The organism is Sphingomonas sp., from assembly GCF_035490575.1.
Taxonomy (GTDB): Bacteria; Pseudomonadota; Alphaproteobacteria; order Sphingomonadales; family Sphingomonadaceae; genus Sphingomonas.
This window is the reverse complement of sequence record NZ_DATJLI010000088.1, coordinates 1-17336: the sequence shown is the minus strand read 5'-3', so window position 1 is coordinate 17336 and position 17336 is coordinate 1. Positions and strand designations below refer to the sequence as shown.

Genomic DNA, 17336 nt, shown 5'->3' with positions numbered 1-17336 from the left:
CGACACTAGACCCCGTGACGCTGGGCTATGGCATCACCGTTTTTGCGCTGGTCAGCCTGAAAAGCCAGGCCGAAAGCGACCTTGCCGCATTCGAGCAGCATGTCGCCGACATTCCCGAAGTCCGCGAATGTCACATGCTGAACGGTGAAATCGACTTCATCCTGAAAATCGTCGCCGCCGACCTCAAGAGCTTTCAGGAAATGCTGACGACCAAGCTGACGACGGCGGGTAACGTCGCCAGCGTCAAGACATCGCTGACGATCCGCACATCCAAATCGCTGCCGGGCATTCCTGTGCCCGACGCCTGAGGCATCAGTCCTTCAATTCGGCCAGCGGGTCGTTCAGGACGGACATGATCGAGGCATAATCGTCGGTCCAGGGCGACACCTCGCGGCGGTAACGAAGCGGCGTCCAGGCACCCCCGCCAGCGATCAGCGTGGCGAAAACCTCAGGATCGCGGGTCATGGCGATCCAGTCGGATTGCGTCGCCTCCGAATTGTCGCCGAGTCCCGGCTCGTAACGCAGCGACGCGGCATACCAACCCCCGCCGCGCGCGGTGGCGCTGACGACGGGTTCCAGATCAAGGAACCGGTTCGAGACGTGCACCATCAACAATCCGCGCTGGCCCAGCACACGCCCGTAATGGGCCAGCGCTTCCCGCGTCATCAGGTGCATCGGCACCGCGTCAGATGAAAAGGCGTCGAGCGCCAGCAGGTCGAGACTGCCGGCTTCCTGCGCCGCGATCGACAGGCGCGCATCACCGATGACGATATTGGCATCCGGCAGGCACCGGCCAAGAAAGCCGAACTTGCCGCTGTCGCGCGCGATCTGAACCACGACCGGATCGATTTCGTAGAACCGCCAGTCCTGTCCCGGCCGCGCATAACAGGCCAGCGTCCCCGTCCCCAACCCCACCGCGCCCACACGCGCGCCCGGCCCGTAAAGCTCGGGCAGCGCCTGCAATGCCTGACCGATGCCCGAACCGGGGACATAATAGGTGGTCGGCTCGCGCGCCTTGGCCGGATCGTCGACGAACTGCACGCCGTGCAACGTCGTCCCATGCGCCAGCGTGCGCGTGCCGTCCTGCGGATAGTCGCGAATGGTATAGACGCCGAAATAGCTTCGCGTGCGGCTGTCGCCATCCAGCGTAATCAGGATCGCGCGCCAGCCGCCGAACAGCATCAGCGACGCCACCAGCACCGCCAGATAGGCGGGACGCGCACCGATGGTGAAAATGCCCAGCACCGCCAGCCCGATAAAGGCAAGCCGCTCGTGCCGCGCGCCCAGCCAGCCGCCGGGATCGAACATGCCGACCAGCATGATCGCCACCGACGCCGCGACCACGGTGGCCAGCGTGACCATGCGTTGACGCTCCCATGCGCGGGTCAGCACCGGCAGCAGCCAAGGCTGCGGCGCCAGCAGGCCGGCCGCGACGATCAGGATCGGATATTCATACGTCCAGTCGAACAGCACGGGTGCCAGCAGCCCGGCGAACACGCCGCCCAGTGCGCCACCCACCGACAACGCCAGATAAAATCCCGTCAGCCGGTCGGGTCCGGGGCGCATCCGGTAGAGCTGCGTGTGCAGCGCGACCGACACCATGAACAACAGGCTTAGCGAGATGGTGGCGTTCAGATAGGGGTAATCATGCGTGCCCCCGATCATGATGCCGCCGAACACCAGGATCGTGACCGGCGCGAACGTCGTCAGAAAGTCCGCGACGCCGCGCCGATTGGCGAAGGCGATGCTGAAGCTCAGCAGATACAGGCCAAGCGGCAGCACCCACAACAGCGGCACGGCGACGATGTCGGTCGTCAGGAACGTCGACGTCGCCAGCATCAGGCCCGACGGCACCAGCGCCAGCGCGATCCAGTGGCCTACCGTGCGCGCCGTCGGCTTTGCGCTGACAGGCAAAGCGGCCTCAACCGCCGCGCGCGCCGGCAGCCGCAACGCACATGCCGCGATCAACACTGCCACCGCGACATAGCCCGCGCTCCACAGCCAGCTTTGCGAGGACAGCGCCATGTTCGGCTCGACCAGCGCGGGATAGGCGATCAGCCCGGCGAAACTGCCGATGTTCGACGCGGCATAGAGCGCATAGGGGTTGGCGCCGGGCGCTGACGCAGCGAACCAGCGTTGCAACAACGGGGCCTGCGCCGAAATCGCTAGGAACAACGGCCCGATCGACGCGAACAACAGCCACGGCACCCACAAGGCCGGTTCGTCACCCGGCGCGGGCGCGTCGGCGATCAGGCCGATCGGCAACCACAAGGCCGCGACTGCCAGCAGCGCACCGTGGATGGCCGCCTGTCGCCGAACGCCGAACCGGCCGAGCCAATGGGCATAGCCATACCCCCCCAGCAGCAGCGCCTGATACACCAGCATGGCCGAGTTCCATACCGCCGGCGCCCCGCCCAGCCGGGGCAGCGCCATGCGCGCGATCATCGGCTGCACCAGAAACAGCAGGAACGAGCCCGACAGGATCGCCGCGACGAACAGCGGGCGGATGGGCATCGCGGTGCGTCCGGCCACCGCACTCGACGCATCGGCGCCTGTCAAATCGTTACGCATGTCGGGGACCTTAGCGGCCGTCGGGTGGATTGGAAGGCCGGCTCTGCACGCAACGCCAACGGGCAAAGCCAATTGTCAGGCCGACGCCCAGCGCGACTGCGGCGTAATAGCCCAAATGCCCGGTCCCGCTGCGAAGCCAGGCCGTGCCCAGCCAATAGGTCATCAGAACGCCGACGGCGAAGCAATCCAGACTGTGACGGCCCACCCACGCCACCGCGAGCAGCGGTTGCCGCGCGGTCCATGAACCGGCCAGCGTAAGCGCCGATGCATAGAGCAGCAGCACCGCCACCGCATGTCCGACGCGCAGCGGGGTCAGGCCGTAACGACCGGTCAACCAATCTGGCCGCTGAAACATGCCCGCCGCTTCCATCTCGTGCGAGACTGCACCTGTCACGAAGATCGCGACGAGCATCAGCAGCACGCCCCACCGCCCCGCCAGCCATGCGAACAGGTCACGGTGGATCTGGCGCGCACCCAGCGCCATCGGCACGAAGAACAGCATCTGCCAGCATAGCCGGTCGAGCAGTCCGTCCTTGGTCGCGCCGGGCACCGTCGCCAATCGCCAGGCGATCAGAACTTGGGCCACGGCATAAAGCACGACAGACGCGCAGATCAGCGCGCGGTTCGAGCGCCTCTCGATCAGGATGGCGAGCGGTGCGGCCAGCATCAGCACGATATAGAGTTGCAGCACGTCAAGCAGACGAGGCGCCGCGCCCAGTGTTACGAAGTGCAGCAGCGCGCCCGCCGCATCGGCGACGAACGGACCCAGCCCCCAGAAATCCGCTTCCGCCGCGTGCATCACGAATGCCAGCGGCAAGATCAGCGCCAACAGCCCGAGGTTGTAAATCCACAATTGCCCTGCGCGCCGCCAGATCGCGCGCACCGGCGCCGCCCGCCGCAAATAGACCAGGCCGACCATATAGCCCGACAGGATGACGAACAACTCAGCCGCGGTCGAATAGCCATAGCGGGTCGGCGTCGGCACCAGCCATTCCCGCAGGCCACCGAACTCAGCGACTTGCGTCAGGTGGTTGGCAAGAATGACCAGGATCGCAAACCCGCGAACAATGTCGACCCGTCCCTCGCGTGGCGTCCGCGCGGAGGGTTCAGCCGGGACGGTCGGTGGCATAAACGATCATCGCGCCGACGGGATCGTCCGCCGCATAATCTGGGTGTTGGAAATCCAGGTCGGCGCGGCGCTTCATGCCAAGCCGAGTCATCAACCCCCAACTGCGCGTGTTCGAAGCGGTGGTCCAAGCGGCGATCCGGTTGCGCGTGGTGTTCGCCCAACCCCACGCAAGGCTGGCTTCCGCCGCCTCCCGTGCGATCCCCTGTCCCCACCACGCCTCGCCGATGCGCCAGCCGATTTCCAGTTCCTCGGGCACCGGCGTGCCGGCATGCCCGCCGATCCGCAGCCCACATACACCCATCAGACCGGCATCTTCCCGCCCCTCTACGGCCCACATGCAATGGCCATGTTCAGCCTGTTGCGCGATCTGGCGGTCGATGATCGCGTCATGGCGCGCGCGCGTGGTCGGGCCGCCGAAATGCGCCATCATCGCGGGCGTGTTGACAAGCGCGTGGAACACGGGCTTGTCAGCCTCCCGCCAGGGACGCAGGCGCAGGCGCGCGGTCTGGATCACGCGCCCAGCAACCGCGCGGCGTGCACCGCGTGATAGGTCAGCACGCCCGAACATCCCGCGCGCTTGAACGCCATCAACGTCTCCGTCACCAGCGCGTCGCGGTCCCCCGCGCCCGCGGCGGCGGCGTGTTCGATCATCGCATATTCGCCTGAGACTTGATAAGCAAAGACAGGCACTTCGAACCGTTCCTTCACGCGGCGAACGATGTCCAGATAGGGCAAACCCGGCTTCACCATTACACTGTCGGCCCCCTCGTCCAGATCGGCGGCGACCTCGCGCAGCGCCTCCTCGGCATTGGCGGGATCCATCTGATAGGTTTTCTTGTCGCCCTTCAGCCGCCCGCGCGACCCCACCGCGTCGCGGAACGGGCCATAGAATGCGCTCGCATATTTGGCGGCATAGGCCATGATCTGGACATTGTGATATCCGCCTGCCTCAAGCGCCGAGCGGATCAGGCCGACGCGCCCGTCCATCATGTCGCTGGGCGCGACGATATCGGCCCCCGCCGCTGCCTGAACCAGCGCCTGTTCGACCAGCATTTCGGCGGTCGCGTCGTTCAGCACATAGCCGCCCGCATCGACCAGCCCGTCATGGCCATGGGCCGTATAGGGATCGAGCGCCACGTCGGTCAGCACGCCGATGCCGGGCACTGCATCCTTAATCGCGCGGATCGCGCGGCACATCAGATTGTCGGGGTTGACCGCTTCGCGCCCGTCGTCGGTCCGCAGGTTTTCAGGGGTGTTGGGAAACAAAGCCAGCGCCGGGATGCCCAGCACCGCCGCTTCGCGTGCGCGTTCGACCAGCAGCGGGACCGGCCAGCGCGACACGCCGGGCAGGCTGGCGATCGGCTCTTCGTCCGCCCCCTCGGTCACGAACAGCGGCCAGATCAGGTCGGCGGGCGTCAGCACGGTTTCAGCATGAAGCGCGCGGCTCCACGGCGAAACGCGCGTGCGGCGCAGGCGAAGCGCGGGATAGGTCGACATGGCGTCTTCTATCGCCTGCCGGTCGGCCCGCCGCAACCGCTTGCGATCGCCCCGGCAACGTGATTAGGCCGATGATGGGGGGAGCGATGTCGCAATGACGACGACCGAAATATTCCTGATCGCAATGATGCTGATCTTCACCGTCCCATGGGCGGCGTGGCGGCTGGCGCGGACCGATTACTGGGCACCGCTGGTGGTGGTGCAGATCATCGGCGGCATCCTGCTGGGACCGGGCGTCCTTGGTGCGGCATTTCCGGGCTATTATGATTTCGTATTCAACCCGCAGGTCGTCGGCGCGCTGAACGGCATTGCGTGGTGGGCAGTGATGATCTTTGTCTTCATCGCCGGGCTGGAACTCGATCTCAGCCAGGCCTGGGCTAAGCGGGGTGAGACCGGGATCACCGCCGGGCTTGCGCTGGCGGCACCGCTGCTGCTGGGAGCGGCGGCGGCGTTGATCCTTCTCCAGACGCCCGGCTGGGCGGGACCGGCGGGTCAGCCATGGCAGGTGGTGCTGGGCATCGGCATGGCGTGCGCGGTGACGGCCCTGCCCATTCTGGTCCTGTTGATGGACAAGCTGGCCATCCTGCGCGAACCGCTGGGGCAGCGTATCCTGCGCTATGCCAGCCTGGACGACATTGCCATCTGGGCCGTGCTGGCGATCATCCTGATGGACTGGAACCGCGTCGGGCGGCAGGCAGCGTTTCTGGTGGCGTTTGCAATCGCGTCATGGGCGATGCGGCGGCTGATGCAGCGGTTGGCGGAAGGGGATCGCTGGCCGCTGATGCTGGTCTGGCTGGCGGCGTGCGGGTTCGCCGCCGACTGGGCGGGCGTGCATTACATGGTCGGCGCGTTTCTGGCGGGCGCGGTGCTCGACCATCGCTGGTTCGATCAGGCGCGCATGGACCTGTTTCGCGACCATGTGCTGCTGGCGTTCATGCCGGTCTTTTTCCTGTCGACGGGGCTTCGCACGCAATGGGATGTCGGCGGCGTGGCGGTGTTCGGGGCCGCTGCGCTGCTGCTGTTCGCATCGGTCGCGGGCAAGCTGGCGGGGGTTGCCGTGGCGGGCCGGATATTGGGATGGGCCAGGGGCGACGCGATGACGATCGGCTGGCTGCTTCAGACCAAGGCGCTCATCATGATAATCTTCGCCAACATCCTGCTCGATCGCCAGATCATCACCAACGAGACGTTCACCGCGTTGCTGTTGATGGCGGTCGGCTCGACCATGCTGACGGTGCCGATGGTCGCACGCCGGCTGACGCGCCGGTCAGTCGAGATTGGGACGTAGCCAGCGCTCCGCCTGCGCCAGGTCGACGCCGCGGCGGGTGGCATAGTCCTCCAGCTGATCGCGCCCCACGCGCGCCACCCCGAAATAGGACGCATCGGGGTGGCCGAAGTAAAAGCCCGACACCGCCGCCGTCGGCAGCATCGCGAAACTTTCGGTCAGCACTAGCCCGGCATGGTCGCCCGCATCCAGCAGGTCGAAGAGCACCGGCTTGGCGCTGTGGTCGGGACATGCCGGATAGCCGGGTGCGGGGCGGATGCCGCGATATTGTTCGCGGATCATCGCGTCATTGTCGAGTTGCTCGCCCTCGGCATAGCCCCACAACGTCGTGCGGACATGCAGGTGCAGCCGCTCGGCAAAGGCCTCCGCAAAACGGTCGGCCAGCGCCTTGAGCAGGATGTCGTGATAATCGTCATGATCGGCGCGGAACCGTTCAAGATGCGGCTCGATCCCGTGGATGCCGACCGCAAAGCCGCCGATCCAGTCACCCGCCGGATCGACGAAATCGGCCAGGCACATATTCGGCCGCCCTTCGCGTTTGGCGATCTGTTGCCGCAGGAACGGGAATCGCACGTCGGCACCGTTCGCGGTCACGACCACATCGTCGCCCTCACGCCGACACGGCCACAGCGCCGCCACGCCGCGTGCGGTCAGCCACTTTTCGGCCACGACCGTGTCGAGCATCGCCTGTGCGTCCGCGAACAGCGACCGGGCGCTCTCTCCAACGATCTCGTCATCGAGTATCGCCGGGTAATTGCCCGCCAATTCCCATGAACGGAAAAAGGGCGTCCAGTCGATATAGCCGCGCAGGTCCGACAGATCCCAGTCATCGAACACATGCACGCCGGGCTGCTTCGGCGCTTCGGGCTTGAGCGCGAAATCGGCCTTGAAACCATTTGCGCGCGCCTGTTCGATGGGGATCAGCTCCGACTGCCCCTTGCCTTCGCGCGCGCGGCGGACGGCGTCATATTCGTCGGCGATCCTGACCACATAATCGTCGCGCTGCGTGTCGGAGACCAGCGTGGTCGCCACGCCCACCGCACGGCTGGCGTCGAGGACATGGACCACCGGGCCTTCATAGGCAGGGGCAATGCGAAGCGCGGTGTGCACTTTCGACGTGGTCGCCCCACCGATCAGCAGCGGCATCGCCATGCCGGCCCGCTGCATCTCCTCCGCCACCGTCACCATTTCGTCCAGGCTGGGAGTAATCAGGCCCGACAGGCCGATCATGTCGGCGTCGTTCTCGTTCGCGGCTTCGATGATGCGCGGCCATGGCACCATGACGCCAAGGTCGATCACTTCGAACCCGTTGCATTGCAGGACGACGCCGACGATGTTCTTGCCGATGTCGTGCACATCGCCCTTCACCGTCGCCATCACGACCCTGCCCTTGCCCTTCGCGCCCGGCTCCTTCGCGGCTTCGATATAGGGCAGCAGATGGGCGACGGCCTTTTTCATGACGCGCGCCGATTTGACGACCTGCGGCAGGAACATCTTGCCCGACCCGAACAGGTCGCCGACCACGTTCATCCCGTCCATCAACGGCCCCTCGATCACCTCGATCGGGCGGGCGAATTGCAGGCGCGCTTCTTCGGTATCGTCCACGACATGCGCGTCGATGCCCTTGACCAGCGCATGTTCCAGCCGCTTGGCCACGTCCCAGCCGCGCCATTCCTGCGCCGCCTTCTCGGCGACCGCATCGGTGCCGCGAAACCGTTCGGCCAGCGCCACCAGCCGGTCGCCCGCTTCCGGGTCACGGTTCAGCACGACATCTTCGCACGCGATACGAAGTTCGGGGTCTATGGCATCATAGACGTCAAGCTGCCCGGCATTGACGATCGCCATGTCCATGCCCGCCGGAATGGCGTGATACAGGAACACGCTGTGCATCGCGCGGCGCACCGGCTCGTTCCCGCGAAAGCTGAACGACAGGTTCGACAGGCCGCCGGAGATATGGACGTGCGGGCAGCGCGCCTTGATCTCACGCACCGCCTCGATAAAGTCGACGCCGTAGTTGTTATGTTCCTCGATCCCGGTCGCGACGGCGAACACATTGGGATCGAAGATGATGTCTTCGGGCGGAAATCCGATCCCGGTCAGCAGCTTGTAGGCGCGCTCGCAAATCTCGACCTTGCGCGCCCGGGTATCGGCCTGCCCCACTTCGTCGAACGCCATGACGACGACGGCGGCACCATATGCCATGCACTTGCGCGCCTGATCGAGGAACGGAGCCTCACCCTCCTTCATGCTGATCGAATTGACGATCGGCTTGCCCGACACGCATTTCAGGCCTGCTTCGATGACGTGCCATTTGGACGAATCGATCATCACCGGCACGCGCGCGATATCGGGTTCGGCCTGGATCAGCTTGAGGAAGGTCGTCATCGCCTCGACCGCGTCGAGCAACCCCTCGTCCATGTTGACGTCGATGACCTGCGCGCCGTTTTCGACCTGCTGGCGCGCCACCTCCACCGCGGCGGGATAATCACCCGCCATCACCAGCTTCTTGAAGCGGGCCGAGCCGGTGACGTTGGTGCGCTCGCCGATATTGACGAAGTTGGTGGAAGATTGCGTCATCTGAATCCCAGGATCGTCGTGCCCGAAACATCACGGGCGTCAGCAGCTATCATGATCGAACGGCGGACGGCGGCGTCACGCCGCCATCGTGAACGGCTCCAGCCCCGCCAATCGCGTTTGCACTGGCGACACGGGCAGCGCGCGCGGCGGCAGGCTTGCGACTGCATCGGCAATGGCGCGGATATGCGCCGGGGTCGAGCCACAGCATCCGCCCAGCACATTCACCTGCCCCTGGGCGGCCCATTCGCGCACCAGCCCGGCGGTGGTCGCGGGCGCTTCGTCATACGCGCCCAGTTCGTTGGGCAGACCCGCATTGGGATAAACCATGATGAGCGTGTCGCACAGCTTGGACAGGGTCGCGACATGCGGACGCAGTTGTTCCGCCCCGAACGAACAGTTCAGCCCGATCGTCACGGGCCGCGCATGGCGAACGGCGTGCCAGAACGCCTCGACCGTATGGCCCGACAGGTTGCGGCCCGACAGGTCGGTCAGCGTCATCGACAGCATCAGCGGCACTTCGCGACCCAGCGCGTCGCCCGCCTCGATCGTGGCCATGATACCCGCCTTGGCGTTCAGCGTATCGAACACGGTTTCGATCAGGATGAAGTCCGCGCCCCCTTCGACCAAGGCGTCGACCTGTTCGCGATACACGTCCTTCAGATAATCGAAGTCGATCTCCCGGTATCCGGGGTCGTTGACGTCGGGCGACAGTGACAGCGTCTTGTTGGTCGGCCCGATCGCGCCCGCAACAAAGCGGGGGCGGCCATCGCGCGCCTGAAATTCGTCGGCGATGCGGCGCGCCAGACCGGCGCTTTCCAGGTTGATCTCGCGCACCAGATGCTCGGCGCCGTAATCGGCCTGGCTGATCCGGTTGGCGGAGAAGGTGTTGGTCTCGGCAATATCCGCTCCCGCCTCGAAATAGGCGCGGTGGATGCTTTCGGGCACATGCGGCGCGGTCAGGGCGAGGATATCGTTATTCCCCTTCTGATCGTGCGTCAGGCCAAGATTGCCCGCATAGGCGGCCTCGTCCAGCTTCCAGTTCTGGATCTCGGTGCCGAACGCCCCGTCGGTGACGAGAATGCGCTTGGCGGCTTCGGCGAACAGTCGGTCGCGGGCGGTCATCATCGTTCCTTCAGGCCGCCACGCGCGCCGCATCGGCAGGCGGCCGCATCCCCAGCAGGTGACAGATCGCATAGCTGAGTTCGGCGCGGTTGAGCGTGTAGAAATGGAAGTGGCGCACGCCACCGGCATAGAGCTTGCGGCACAATTCCGCCGCGATGGTCGCCGCGACCAGTTGGCGCGCGGCGGGGTGATCGTCCAGACCCTCGAACAAACGGCCCATCCAGTCGGGGATGGCGGCACCGCACATGCCGGCAAACTTCTGCGTCTGGGCGAAGTTGGAGACGGGCAGGATGCCGGGAACGATCTCGGCCGTGATGCCCGCGGCGGCCGCGCGGTCCCGGAAGCGGAAGAAGGTTTCCGGCTCGAAGAAGAACTGCGTCAGCGCCCGGGTCGCGCCCGCATCGAGCTTGCGCTTCAGATTGTCGATGTCGCTGTTGCCGCACACCGCTTCCGGGTGCGTTTCCGGGTAAGCCGCGACCGATACCTCGAACGGGTGCAGCCGCTTCAGCCCGGCGACCAGATCGGCGGCGCTGGCATAGCCGTCGGGATGCGGCACGAAACGATCGCCCAGCGTCGGCGGATCGCCACGCAGCGCGACGATGTGGCGCACGCCCGCCGCCCAATATTCGCGCGCCACCGCGTCAACCTCATCCCGGCTGGCCTCGACACAGGTCAGGTGCGCGGCGGCGGGCGTCGCGGTTTCGCGAGCGATGCGCGCGACGGTGCCATGGGTGCGGTCGCGCGTCGTGCCGCCCGCGCCGTAAGTCACGCTGAAAAAACTGGGGCGAAGCGGCGCCAGCGTCTGCAGCGCGTCCCACATCGCCGTTTCCATCCGCTCGGTCTTGGGCGGAAAGAACTCGAACGACACATCGACATCGCCCGCCACGTCGGCGAACAGGGGTCCGTCCAGCGCACGGCGCGCTTCTTCTAGCTGTCCCACCGAAAGCGTCATGCCGCCTTCACCTCCAAATCACGGGGATGCCGATCCGCCCGGTCGCCTTCGGCAACCTTGCGCGCCAGCCACAATTTCACGGTCAGTTCGCCGCCCTCCAACATCGCGGTCTGGACTGGCGCCAGGCCCACGGTGTCGAACCAGCCGAGCATCTGCTCGTCGGAAAAGCCCAATCGCGCGTGATTGTCGCGCGTGCGAAGCTCCTCACGCTCATGCGGCGCAAAATCGGCGATCAGCAACCGGCCGCCATTGCCCAACGCGCGCGCGGCTTCCGCGATGGCAGCGCCGGGTTGCTGCGCGAAATGCAGCACATGGTGCAGGATCGCCACATCCGCAGCACCGTCGCCCAGCGGCAGCGCATAAAGATCGGCCTGTCGCAACTCGGCATTGCCCAGCCCGCGCTCGGCCAGCTTGACGCGCGCCAGCCGCAGCATTTCGGACGATCGATCGATGCCCAGCGCCCGTTCGGATTGTGGCGCGAACAGCTCCAGCATCCGCCCGGTGCCGGTGCCGATGTCGATCAACTGGCCGATCGGTTGTCCGCCCAGCACGCGCGCCATCGCCGCCTCGACCTCGCTGTCGGCGACATGCAGGCTGCGGATCGCGTCCCATTGCCCGGCATTCGCCTCGAACCATTCGGCGGCGGCGGCGGCGCGATCGGCGCGCACCGCGGCCAGTCGCGCGCTGTCGGCGACGGCCCAGTGATCGCCGCCACTGGCTTCGCTCAGCGCGTCGAGCGCGTTGAGGATCGCGGGCACCGCGTCGTTGCGGCCCATCGCGACGAACACCCAGCTCCCCTCCTTGCGCCGTTCGGCCAGGCCGCTGTCGCACAGGATCTTGACGTGGCGGCTGACGCGGGGCTGGCTCTGCCCCAGCACCTGTGCCAGTTCGCCCACCGACAATTCCATCGCCCGCAACAACGCGATGATCCGCAACCGCGTGGAATCGGCTAAAGCCTGAAATATGTCGGCAGCGTTCGGCATCGGATGAACATATAAAGATATCTTTATATCGCGTCAATCGGCTTTGGCGATGCGAAGATTACTTGCACAGGCGGAACGAAATCGGCCTTCCATGCGTCGAGAGCCAATCCGCGTTCAACAATCGAGGCACATCCATGAAGAAGACCGCTTTCATCGTCCCCGCCCTTGCCGCCATCGCACTTGCCGCCTGCAGCGAAAATGCCCAGCAGGAAACGGGTGAAGCGGCCGGCGCCGTTGCTGCCGATGTGGATTCGACGGTGGGCGAAGCGGCGCGCGATGTCGAACAGGCGAGTGACGAGGCATTCGGCGCCGCCGAGCGTTCGCTGGACGAGGCAGGCCAGTCGATCGAGAACGGCGCCGCGCGCGTCGACGCGGCGTCCGACCGCGCCCAGCGCGAAGCCGGTCAGGAACTGGAAGAAGCCGGTCGCGACATGCAGACCGACAACGACTGATCGCCAACGAGAAGTCGTTGAGAAGGGCCGCACCCGCGCTTAAGCTGGTGTGGCCCTTTTTCATGCCGCTGCAAGGAAACCGCCGATGCGCCCGTTGCCAATGCGTCAGTTGATCGCCACCCTGCCGATACTGCTCGCCGCTTGCGGAGCGGCCGACAGTGATCCCGGTCCCGGCGGCGTTAGCCACAGCGAAGCGCAGGAACTGAACGAAGCCGCCGAAATGCTCGATATCAACGCAGTCGCGCTCGACGAGGATGCAGCGACGGAGAATGACCGATGACCGAACTTCGGACGATCGGCGCAACCGATCTCACGACGCCGTCGCTGGTGCTGGGCGGCAACGTGTTTGGCTGGACCGTCGATCAACAGGCGGGCGAAGCGGTGCTCGATCGTTTTGCCGACGCCGGCGGCACGATGATCGACACCGCCGATGTCTATTCGGCATGGGTCGATGGCCATCAGGGCGGTGAGAGCGAAACGGCGATCGGCCGCTGGCTGGCCAGGTCCGGGCAACGGGGCCGGATGCAGATCGCCACCAAGGTCGGGATGCTGCCAGGCGAAGGCGGCGCGAAACTGGCGCCCGCGCGGATCGCGGCGGCGTGCGATGCCTCGCTGGGCCGGCTGGGCGTCGAGACGATCGACCTTTATTACGCGCATCAGGATGACGAGGATGTGCCGCAGGAAGACGTGCTGGGCGCGTTCCAGCGACTGATCGACGCGGGCAAGGTTCGCCATATCGCGGCCTCCAACTTCTCCGCGATGCGCCTTAAATCCGCGCTCGACATCGCGACGCGCGATGGCCTTCCGCATTACCGGGCGCTCCAGCCGCAATATAATCTGGTCAGCCGCCGCAAGTTCGAGGGTGAGTTGCAGGATCTGTGCGTCACCCACAATCTGGGCGTGCTGCCCTATTCGTCGCTCGCCTCCGGGTTCCTGACGGGCAAATATCGATCGTCCGACGATCTGTCGAAAAGCGTTCGCGGCGCCGGCATGGCAAAGCTGCTGGACGGCAAGGGGGCGGTGGTGCTCGCTGCGCTCGACACCGTTGTCGCCGAAACCGGGGCCACTCATGCACAAGTGGCGCTCGCCTGGCTCGCCGCGCAACCCGGTGTGACGGCACCGATCGCCAGCGCGACTTCGGTAGCGCAACTGGACGAATTGATCGGCGCATGGCGGCTACAGCTTGATGCAGGTCAATTACACACACTTAATGACGCGGGAACCTAGGAATAGCGGAACCGACAGGCCCTGACATGCTTTGTGGCGGCGTGACTGATACCGATACGATTTCATCCCGCCTCGCCACGCCGTTCAAGGAAATGATCGCCGACAAGGCATTTCCGTGCGTCGGCGCGAAGTCCGCGCTCAGCCGCGGTCAGCTCGACATTCTGGGCGCACGCGACATCACCAGCGCCTGGGACGACGTGGCGATTCATGAGGCGTTGATGCGCTTCGCCTGGGCCTATCGCAAGGCGCCGACGCTGTTCCGCAGCCTGGTGGTGCTGTTCGACGAACCCGATACGCTTGATGAAGCGGCGTTCGAACAGGCGCTATGGGCACGGCTCCAGTCACTGTCGGACAAGGACGAGTGGCGCGGTCAGGCACCCGACCCGCGCGTCAGTTCCGATCCGGCCGATCCGCATTTCTCGCTCAGCTTCGGCGGGGAAGCGTTTTTCGTCGTCGGGCTTCACCCCAATGCCAGCCGCCCCGCGCGGCGGTTTCGGGCGCCCGCCATGGTGTTCAACCTGCACGACCAGTTCGAGGCGCTGCGCGAGCAGAATCGCTACGAAAAGCTGCGCGAATCGATCCTGTCGCGTGACGTGGCGCTGGCGGGCACGATCAACCCGATGCTGTCGCGCCACGGCGAACAGTCGGAGGCGCGGCAATATAGCGGACGGGCGGTGGGCGCGGACTGGGCCTGCCCCTTTAACCGCCAAGCGCGCCGGGACGATGACGGACTGGAGCTGCCCGCATGAACATCGTGCACCGGATCGAGCCGCGCAGCGGCGTCGCCTTCACGCTCGATGCCGGGCAGGAACTGGTCGTCATCGACCCGATGGGCGGTCAGGTCGCGGACCTGCTGGCGGTTGCCCGCGCCGATGTGCGTGAAATGCTGTCGTCGGGCCGCACGCTGGACTATGCCGAACGAATCTATCTGACGACGGGCAACCGGCTTTATTCGAACCGGTCGAACGTGATGCTCGAAATTGTCGAGGATATGGTGGGACGTCATGATTTCCTGCTGACCCCGTGCAGCGAGGCGACGTTTCGCATGTGCTATGACGACGAACCCCCGCATCAGGGCTGTCACGGCAATCTTGCCGGCGCGCTCGCGGAATATGGTGTAACCGACGATGCCATTCCCGTCGCCTTCAACTGCTTCATGAACGTGCCTGTCGATGGCGAAACCGGCCGGTTCAAGGTGCTGCCGCCGATCAGCAAGGCGGGCGACCACATCCGTTTCCGCGCGCAGATGGACCTCATCATCGGCCTGACCGCCTGTTCGGCGCCAGCCAGCAATGGCGGCAGTTTCAAGCCGATCGACTATCGGATCGAATGAGCCGGACGGGACGGCGTGTCGCCGAAGACGCGTTGACCGCCGCCCATCGATTGTGCCAGTGGGTCTGGCGCGATCCGCGCGGGTGTAGCTCAATGGTAGAGCAGCAGCTTCCCAAGCTGACGACGGGGGTTCGATTCCCCTCACCCGCTCCAGCACGATCCGCGCGTTGCGCTGCTGCCCCGAACACTGCATGGCCGACGATGGGCCGCTATCCGATCCCGCGCGGCGTTGGGGTGCCATGACCGAGATACCCACGATCTTCCCGATTGCCCGCCACGCGTTGCGCTGGCGTTTCGGACATGATGCATGACCACGCCGCAGATGCTGTCGATCGGACTGCTGATCGGCATGATGGCGTTGTTCCTGTGGGGCCGGTTTCGTTACGATGTGACGGCGATACTGGCGCTGCTGGCGGGACTTGCGCTCGGCATCGTCAAGCCGGACGCGGCCTTTACCGGCTTTTCGGACGATATCGTCATCATCGTGGGGTCGGCGCTCGTCATCTCGACCGCGATGCAGCGATCGGGGATGATCGAAGTGGCGCTGAACGCGATCGGACGCCGCGCCACGCGCGTGCGATCGCAACTGATGATCCTGACCGCGACCGTCGGTGTCGCCTCCAGCCTGGTCAAGAATGTCGGCGCGCTCGCCATGCTGATGCCCGCGGCGGTTCAGACCGCCAAGAAAACCGGCGCCAGCCCGTCGGTGTTCCTGATGCCGATGTCGTTCGCGTCGCTGCTGGGCGGATTGATGACGCTGGTGGGCACGTCGCCCAACATCATCGTCAGCCGCGTGCGCGAACAGATGACGGGACAGCCCTTTGGCATGTTCGATTATCTGCCGACGGGCGCGGGGCTGCTGGTCGTCGGGCTGATCTTTTTGCGGTTCGGATACCGGCTGCTGCCACGCGAACGCCGCGCCGCGCCGACGATGGGCGATGCGCTCAACATCAAGGATTATGTCACCGAAGCGACGATCGAACCCGGCTCCTCCGCGATTGACGAGAGCGTCCACGATTTTGTCGAGCGCCACGAGCATGGCGTGACGATCACCGGCATCGTTCGCGGCGACATCCGCACCGCGGTCACGCCCGACCTGATCCTGTGCGCGGGCGACACGCTGATCCTGGGCGGCGATCCCGATACGCTGGAACAGGTGATCGCGGGCGACCATCTGGCGCTGGCGGGGCAGGAACGCGACGTGCCCGAAGGCAGCGAGAAGGACGAGATCGGCGTGATCGAAGCGGTGGTCAACACCGGCTCGATCCTGATCCAGCAATCGGCCGGTCGCCTGCAACTCCAGCAGCGTTACGGCGTCAATCTGATCGCGGTGTCGCGCGCGGGCCAGCGGCTGACCCGGAAACTCGGCGACATCGTGCTGCGCGCGGGCGACGTGATCGTGCTGCAGGGACCGCTGGGTCTGTTGCCCGAACGGATGCGCGACCTGGGCACATTGCCGCTGGCCGAACGCACGCTGCGGCTGGGCAGTTCGAAGCGGCGCTGGTTGCCGCTTATGATCCTGGCAACCGCGATGATCGTGACCGCGACCGGACATGTGCCCGTGGCGGTCGCCTTTTTCGCCGCGGCGGGGCTGATGATGGCGAGCGGGGCACTGCCGCTGCGCGACGCATATGACGGTGTCGAATGGCCGATCCTCATCATGCTGGGCGCACTGATCCCTGTCAGCGACACATTGCGGACGACGGGCGCGTCGCAGATACTGGCGACCCAGCTTGCCGACCTGGCGACATCATTGCCGCCATGGGGCGCGGTCGCGCTCATCATGATCGCGGCGATGGCGGTGACGCCGTTCCTGAACAACGCCGCAACCGTGCTGGTGATGGCGCCGATCGCGGCGGTGTTCGCCAACGACCTAGGCTATCGCCCCGAAGCGTTCCTGATCGCGACTGCGATCGGTGCGGGGAGCGATTTCCTCACGCCGATCGGGCATCAGTGCAACACGCTGGTGTTCGGTCCGGGCGGTTACCGCTTCAGCGATTATGCCCGGCTGGGCGCGCCGCTGTCGCTATTGGTGGTGCTGGTCGGCACACCGCTGGTGATATGGGCCTGGCCGCTGACCTGAGCCGCCAGGCCCGACCTTTAATCGTCGATGCTGCGGCGGAACGTTTCGGGCAGGAACAACAGCCCAATGACGACTGTCGCCGACGCAACCACGACCGGATACCACAGTCCGTAATAGATGTTGCCC

General features: G+C 65.6%; 16 protein-coding genes and 1 tRNA gene. 9 read left to right on the top strand and 8 right to left on the bottom strand.

Annotated elements, in window-relative coordinates; all coding sequences use genetic code 11:
* The coding region (locus tag VL973_RS06765; protein WP_325283265.1) for an Lrp/AsnC family transcriptional regulator at positions 1-308 on the top strand (308 nt) is incomplete at its 5' end.
* A gap of 4 nt (positions 309-312) precedes the next feature.
* Here VL973_RS06765 and VL973_RS06760 read toward each other — a convergent pair.
* The 4 genes from VL973_RS06760 to hemB are packed head-to-tail and all read right to left on the bottom strand — an operon-like array spanning position 313 to position 5197.
* Positions 313-2571, bottom strand: coding sequence for a hypothetical protein (locus tag VL973_RS06760; RefSeq protein WP_414712204.1), 2259 nt, complete (start codon positions 2569-2571; stop codon positions 313-315).
* A gap of 10 nt (positions 2572-2581) precedes the next feature.
* The gene (gene opgC, locus VL973_RS06755) at positions 2582-3700 is read right to left on the bottom strand and encodes an OpgC domain-containing protein (RefSeq protein ID WP_325283264.1); all 1119 of its coding nucleotides are present in this window, start codon (positions 3698-3700) and stop codon (positions 2582-2584) included.
* Entirely contained in the window at positions 3678-4214 is a 537-nt protein-coding gene (locus VL973_RS06750; protein ID WP_325283263.1) for a GNAT family N-acetyltransferase, read from the bottom strand. Before VL973_RS06750 ends, opgC begins: the two co-directional genes overlap by 23 nt.
* Complete coding sequence (gene hemB / locus VL973_RS06745) at positions 4211-5197, bottom strand: porphobilinogen synthase (protein WP_325283262.1); 987 nt, start codon at positions 5195-5197, stop codon at positions 4211-4213. Before hemB ends, VL973_RS06750 begins: the two co-directional genes overlap by 4 nt.
* Positions 5198-5291: 94 nt before the next feature.
* Between hemB and VL973_RS06740 the strand changes: the two genes are divergently transcribed.
* Positions 5292-6485 carry a cation:proton antiporter gene (locus VL973_RS06740; RefSeq protein WP_325283261.1) on the top strand — a complete coding sequence of 398 codons (1194 nt, stop codon included), beginning with the start codon at positions 5292-5294 and terminating at the stop codon, positions 6483-6485.
* Here the strand turns inward: VL973_RS06740 and metH are convergent.
* The 4 genes from metH to VL973_RS06720 form a co-directional block, all read right to left on the bottom strand.
* Positions 6465-9059 carry a methionine synthase gene (gene metH, locus VL973_RS06735; protein ID WP_325283260.1) on the bottom strand — a complete coding sequence of 865 codons (2595 nt, stop codon included), beginning with the start codon at positions 9057-9059 and terminating at the stop codon, positions 6465-6467. The two genes, VL973_RS06740 and metH, sit on opposite strands and share 21 nt — an antisense overlap.
* 75 nt (positions 9060-9134) lie before the next feature.
* Positions 9135-10181 carry a homocysteine S-methyltransferase family protein gene (locus tag VL973_RS06730; RefSeq protein WP_325283259.1) on the bottom strand — a complete coding sequence of 349 codons (1047 nt, stop codon included), beginning with the start codon at positions 10179-10181 and terminating at the stop codon, positions 9135-9137.
* A 10-nt stretch (positions 10182-10191) separates the two neighbouring features.
* Positions 10192-11133 carry a methylenetetrahydrofolate reductase [NAD(P)H] gene (gene metF, locus VL973_RS06725; RefSeq protein ID WP_325283258.1) on the bottom strand — a complete coding sequence of 314 codons (942 nt, stop codon included), beginning with the start codon at positions 11131-11133 and terminating at the stop codon, positions 10192-10194.
* On the bottom strand, positions 11130-12116 hold the full coding sequence (locus VL973_RS06720; protein WP_325283257.1) for an ArsR/SmtB family transcription factor: 987 nt from the start codon (positions 12114-12116) through the stop codon (positions 11130-11132). The genes metF and VL973_RS06720 overlap by 4 nt, the downstream gene beginning before the upstream one ends.
* A 134-nt stretch (positions 12117-12250) precedes the next feature.
* Here VL973_RS06720 and VL973_RS06715 point away from each other — a divergent pair, with 134 nt between their 5' ends.
* The 7 genes from VL973_RS06715 to VL973_RS06685 all read left to right on the top strand — a co-directional run bounded on the left by VL973_RS06715 (position 12251) and on the right by VL973_RS06685 (position 17210).
* Positions 12251-12568: a hypothetical protein gene (locus tag VL973_RS06715; protein ID WP_325283256.1), complete on the top strand. Its 318-nt coding sequence runs from the start codon at positions 12251-12253 to the stop codon at positions 12566-12568.
* Between the two features lie 85 nt (positions 12569-12653).
* The gene (locus VL973_RS06710) at positions 12654-12848 is read left to right on the top strand and encodes a hypothetical protein (RefSeq protein WP_325283255.1); all 195 of its coding nucleotides are present in this window, start codon (positions 12654-12656) and stop codon (positions 12846-12848) included.
* Entirely contained in the window at positions 12845-13795 is a 951-nt protein-coding gene (locus tag VL973_RS06705; RefSeq protein ID WP_325283254.1) for an aldo/keto reductase, read from the top strand. Before VL973_RS06710 ends, VL973_RS06705 begins: the two co-directional genes overlap by 4 nt.
* A 41-nt stretch (positions 13796-13836) precedes the next feature.
* Positions 13837-14544, top strand: coding sequence for a guanitoxin biosynthesis heme-dependent pre-guanitoxin N-hydroxylase GntA (gntA, locus tag VL973_RS06700; protein WP_414712203.1), 708 nt, complete (start codon positions 13837-13839; stop codon positions 14542-14544).
* Positions 14541-15128 (top strand): urea carboxylase-associated family protein, encoded by a 588-nt coding sequence (locus VL973_RS06695; protein ID WP_325283253.1) that lies wholly within the window; start codon positions 14541-14543, stop codon positions 15126-15128. Before gntA ends, VL973_RS06695 begins: the two co-directional genes overlap by 4 nt.
* A gap of 78 nt (positions 15129-15206) precedes the next feature.
* Positions 15207-15280 (top strand) — tRNA-Gly (locus VL973_RS06690).
* A gap of 154 nt (positions 15281-15434) precedes the next feature.
* On the top strand, positions 15435-17210 hold the full coding sequence (locus VL973_RS06685) for an SLC13 family permease (protein ID WP_325283252.1): 1776 nt from the start codon (positions 15435-15437) through the stop codon (positions 17208-17210).
* The last annotated feature ends 126 nt before the right edge of the window (positions 17211-17336 follow it).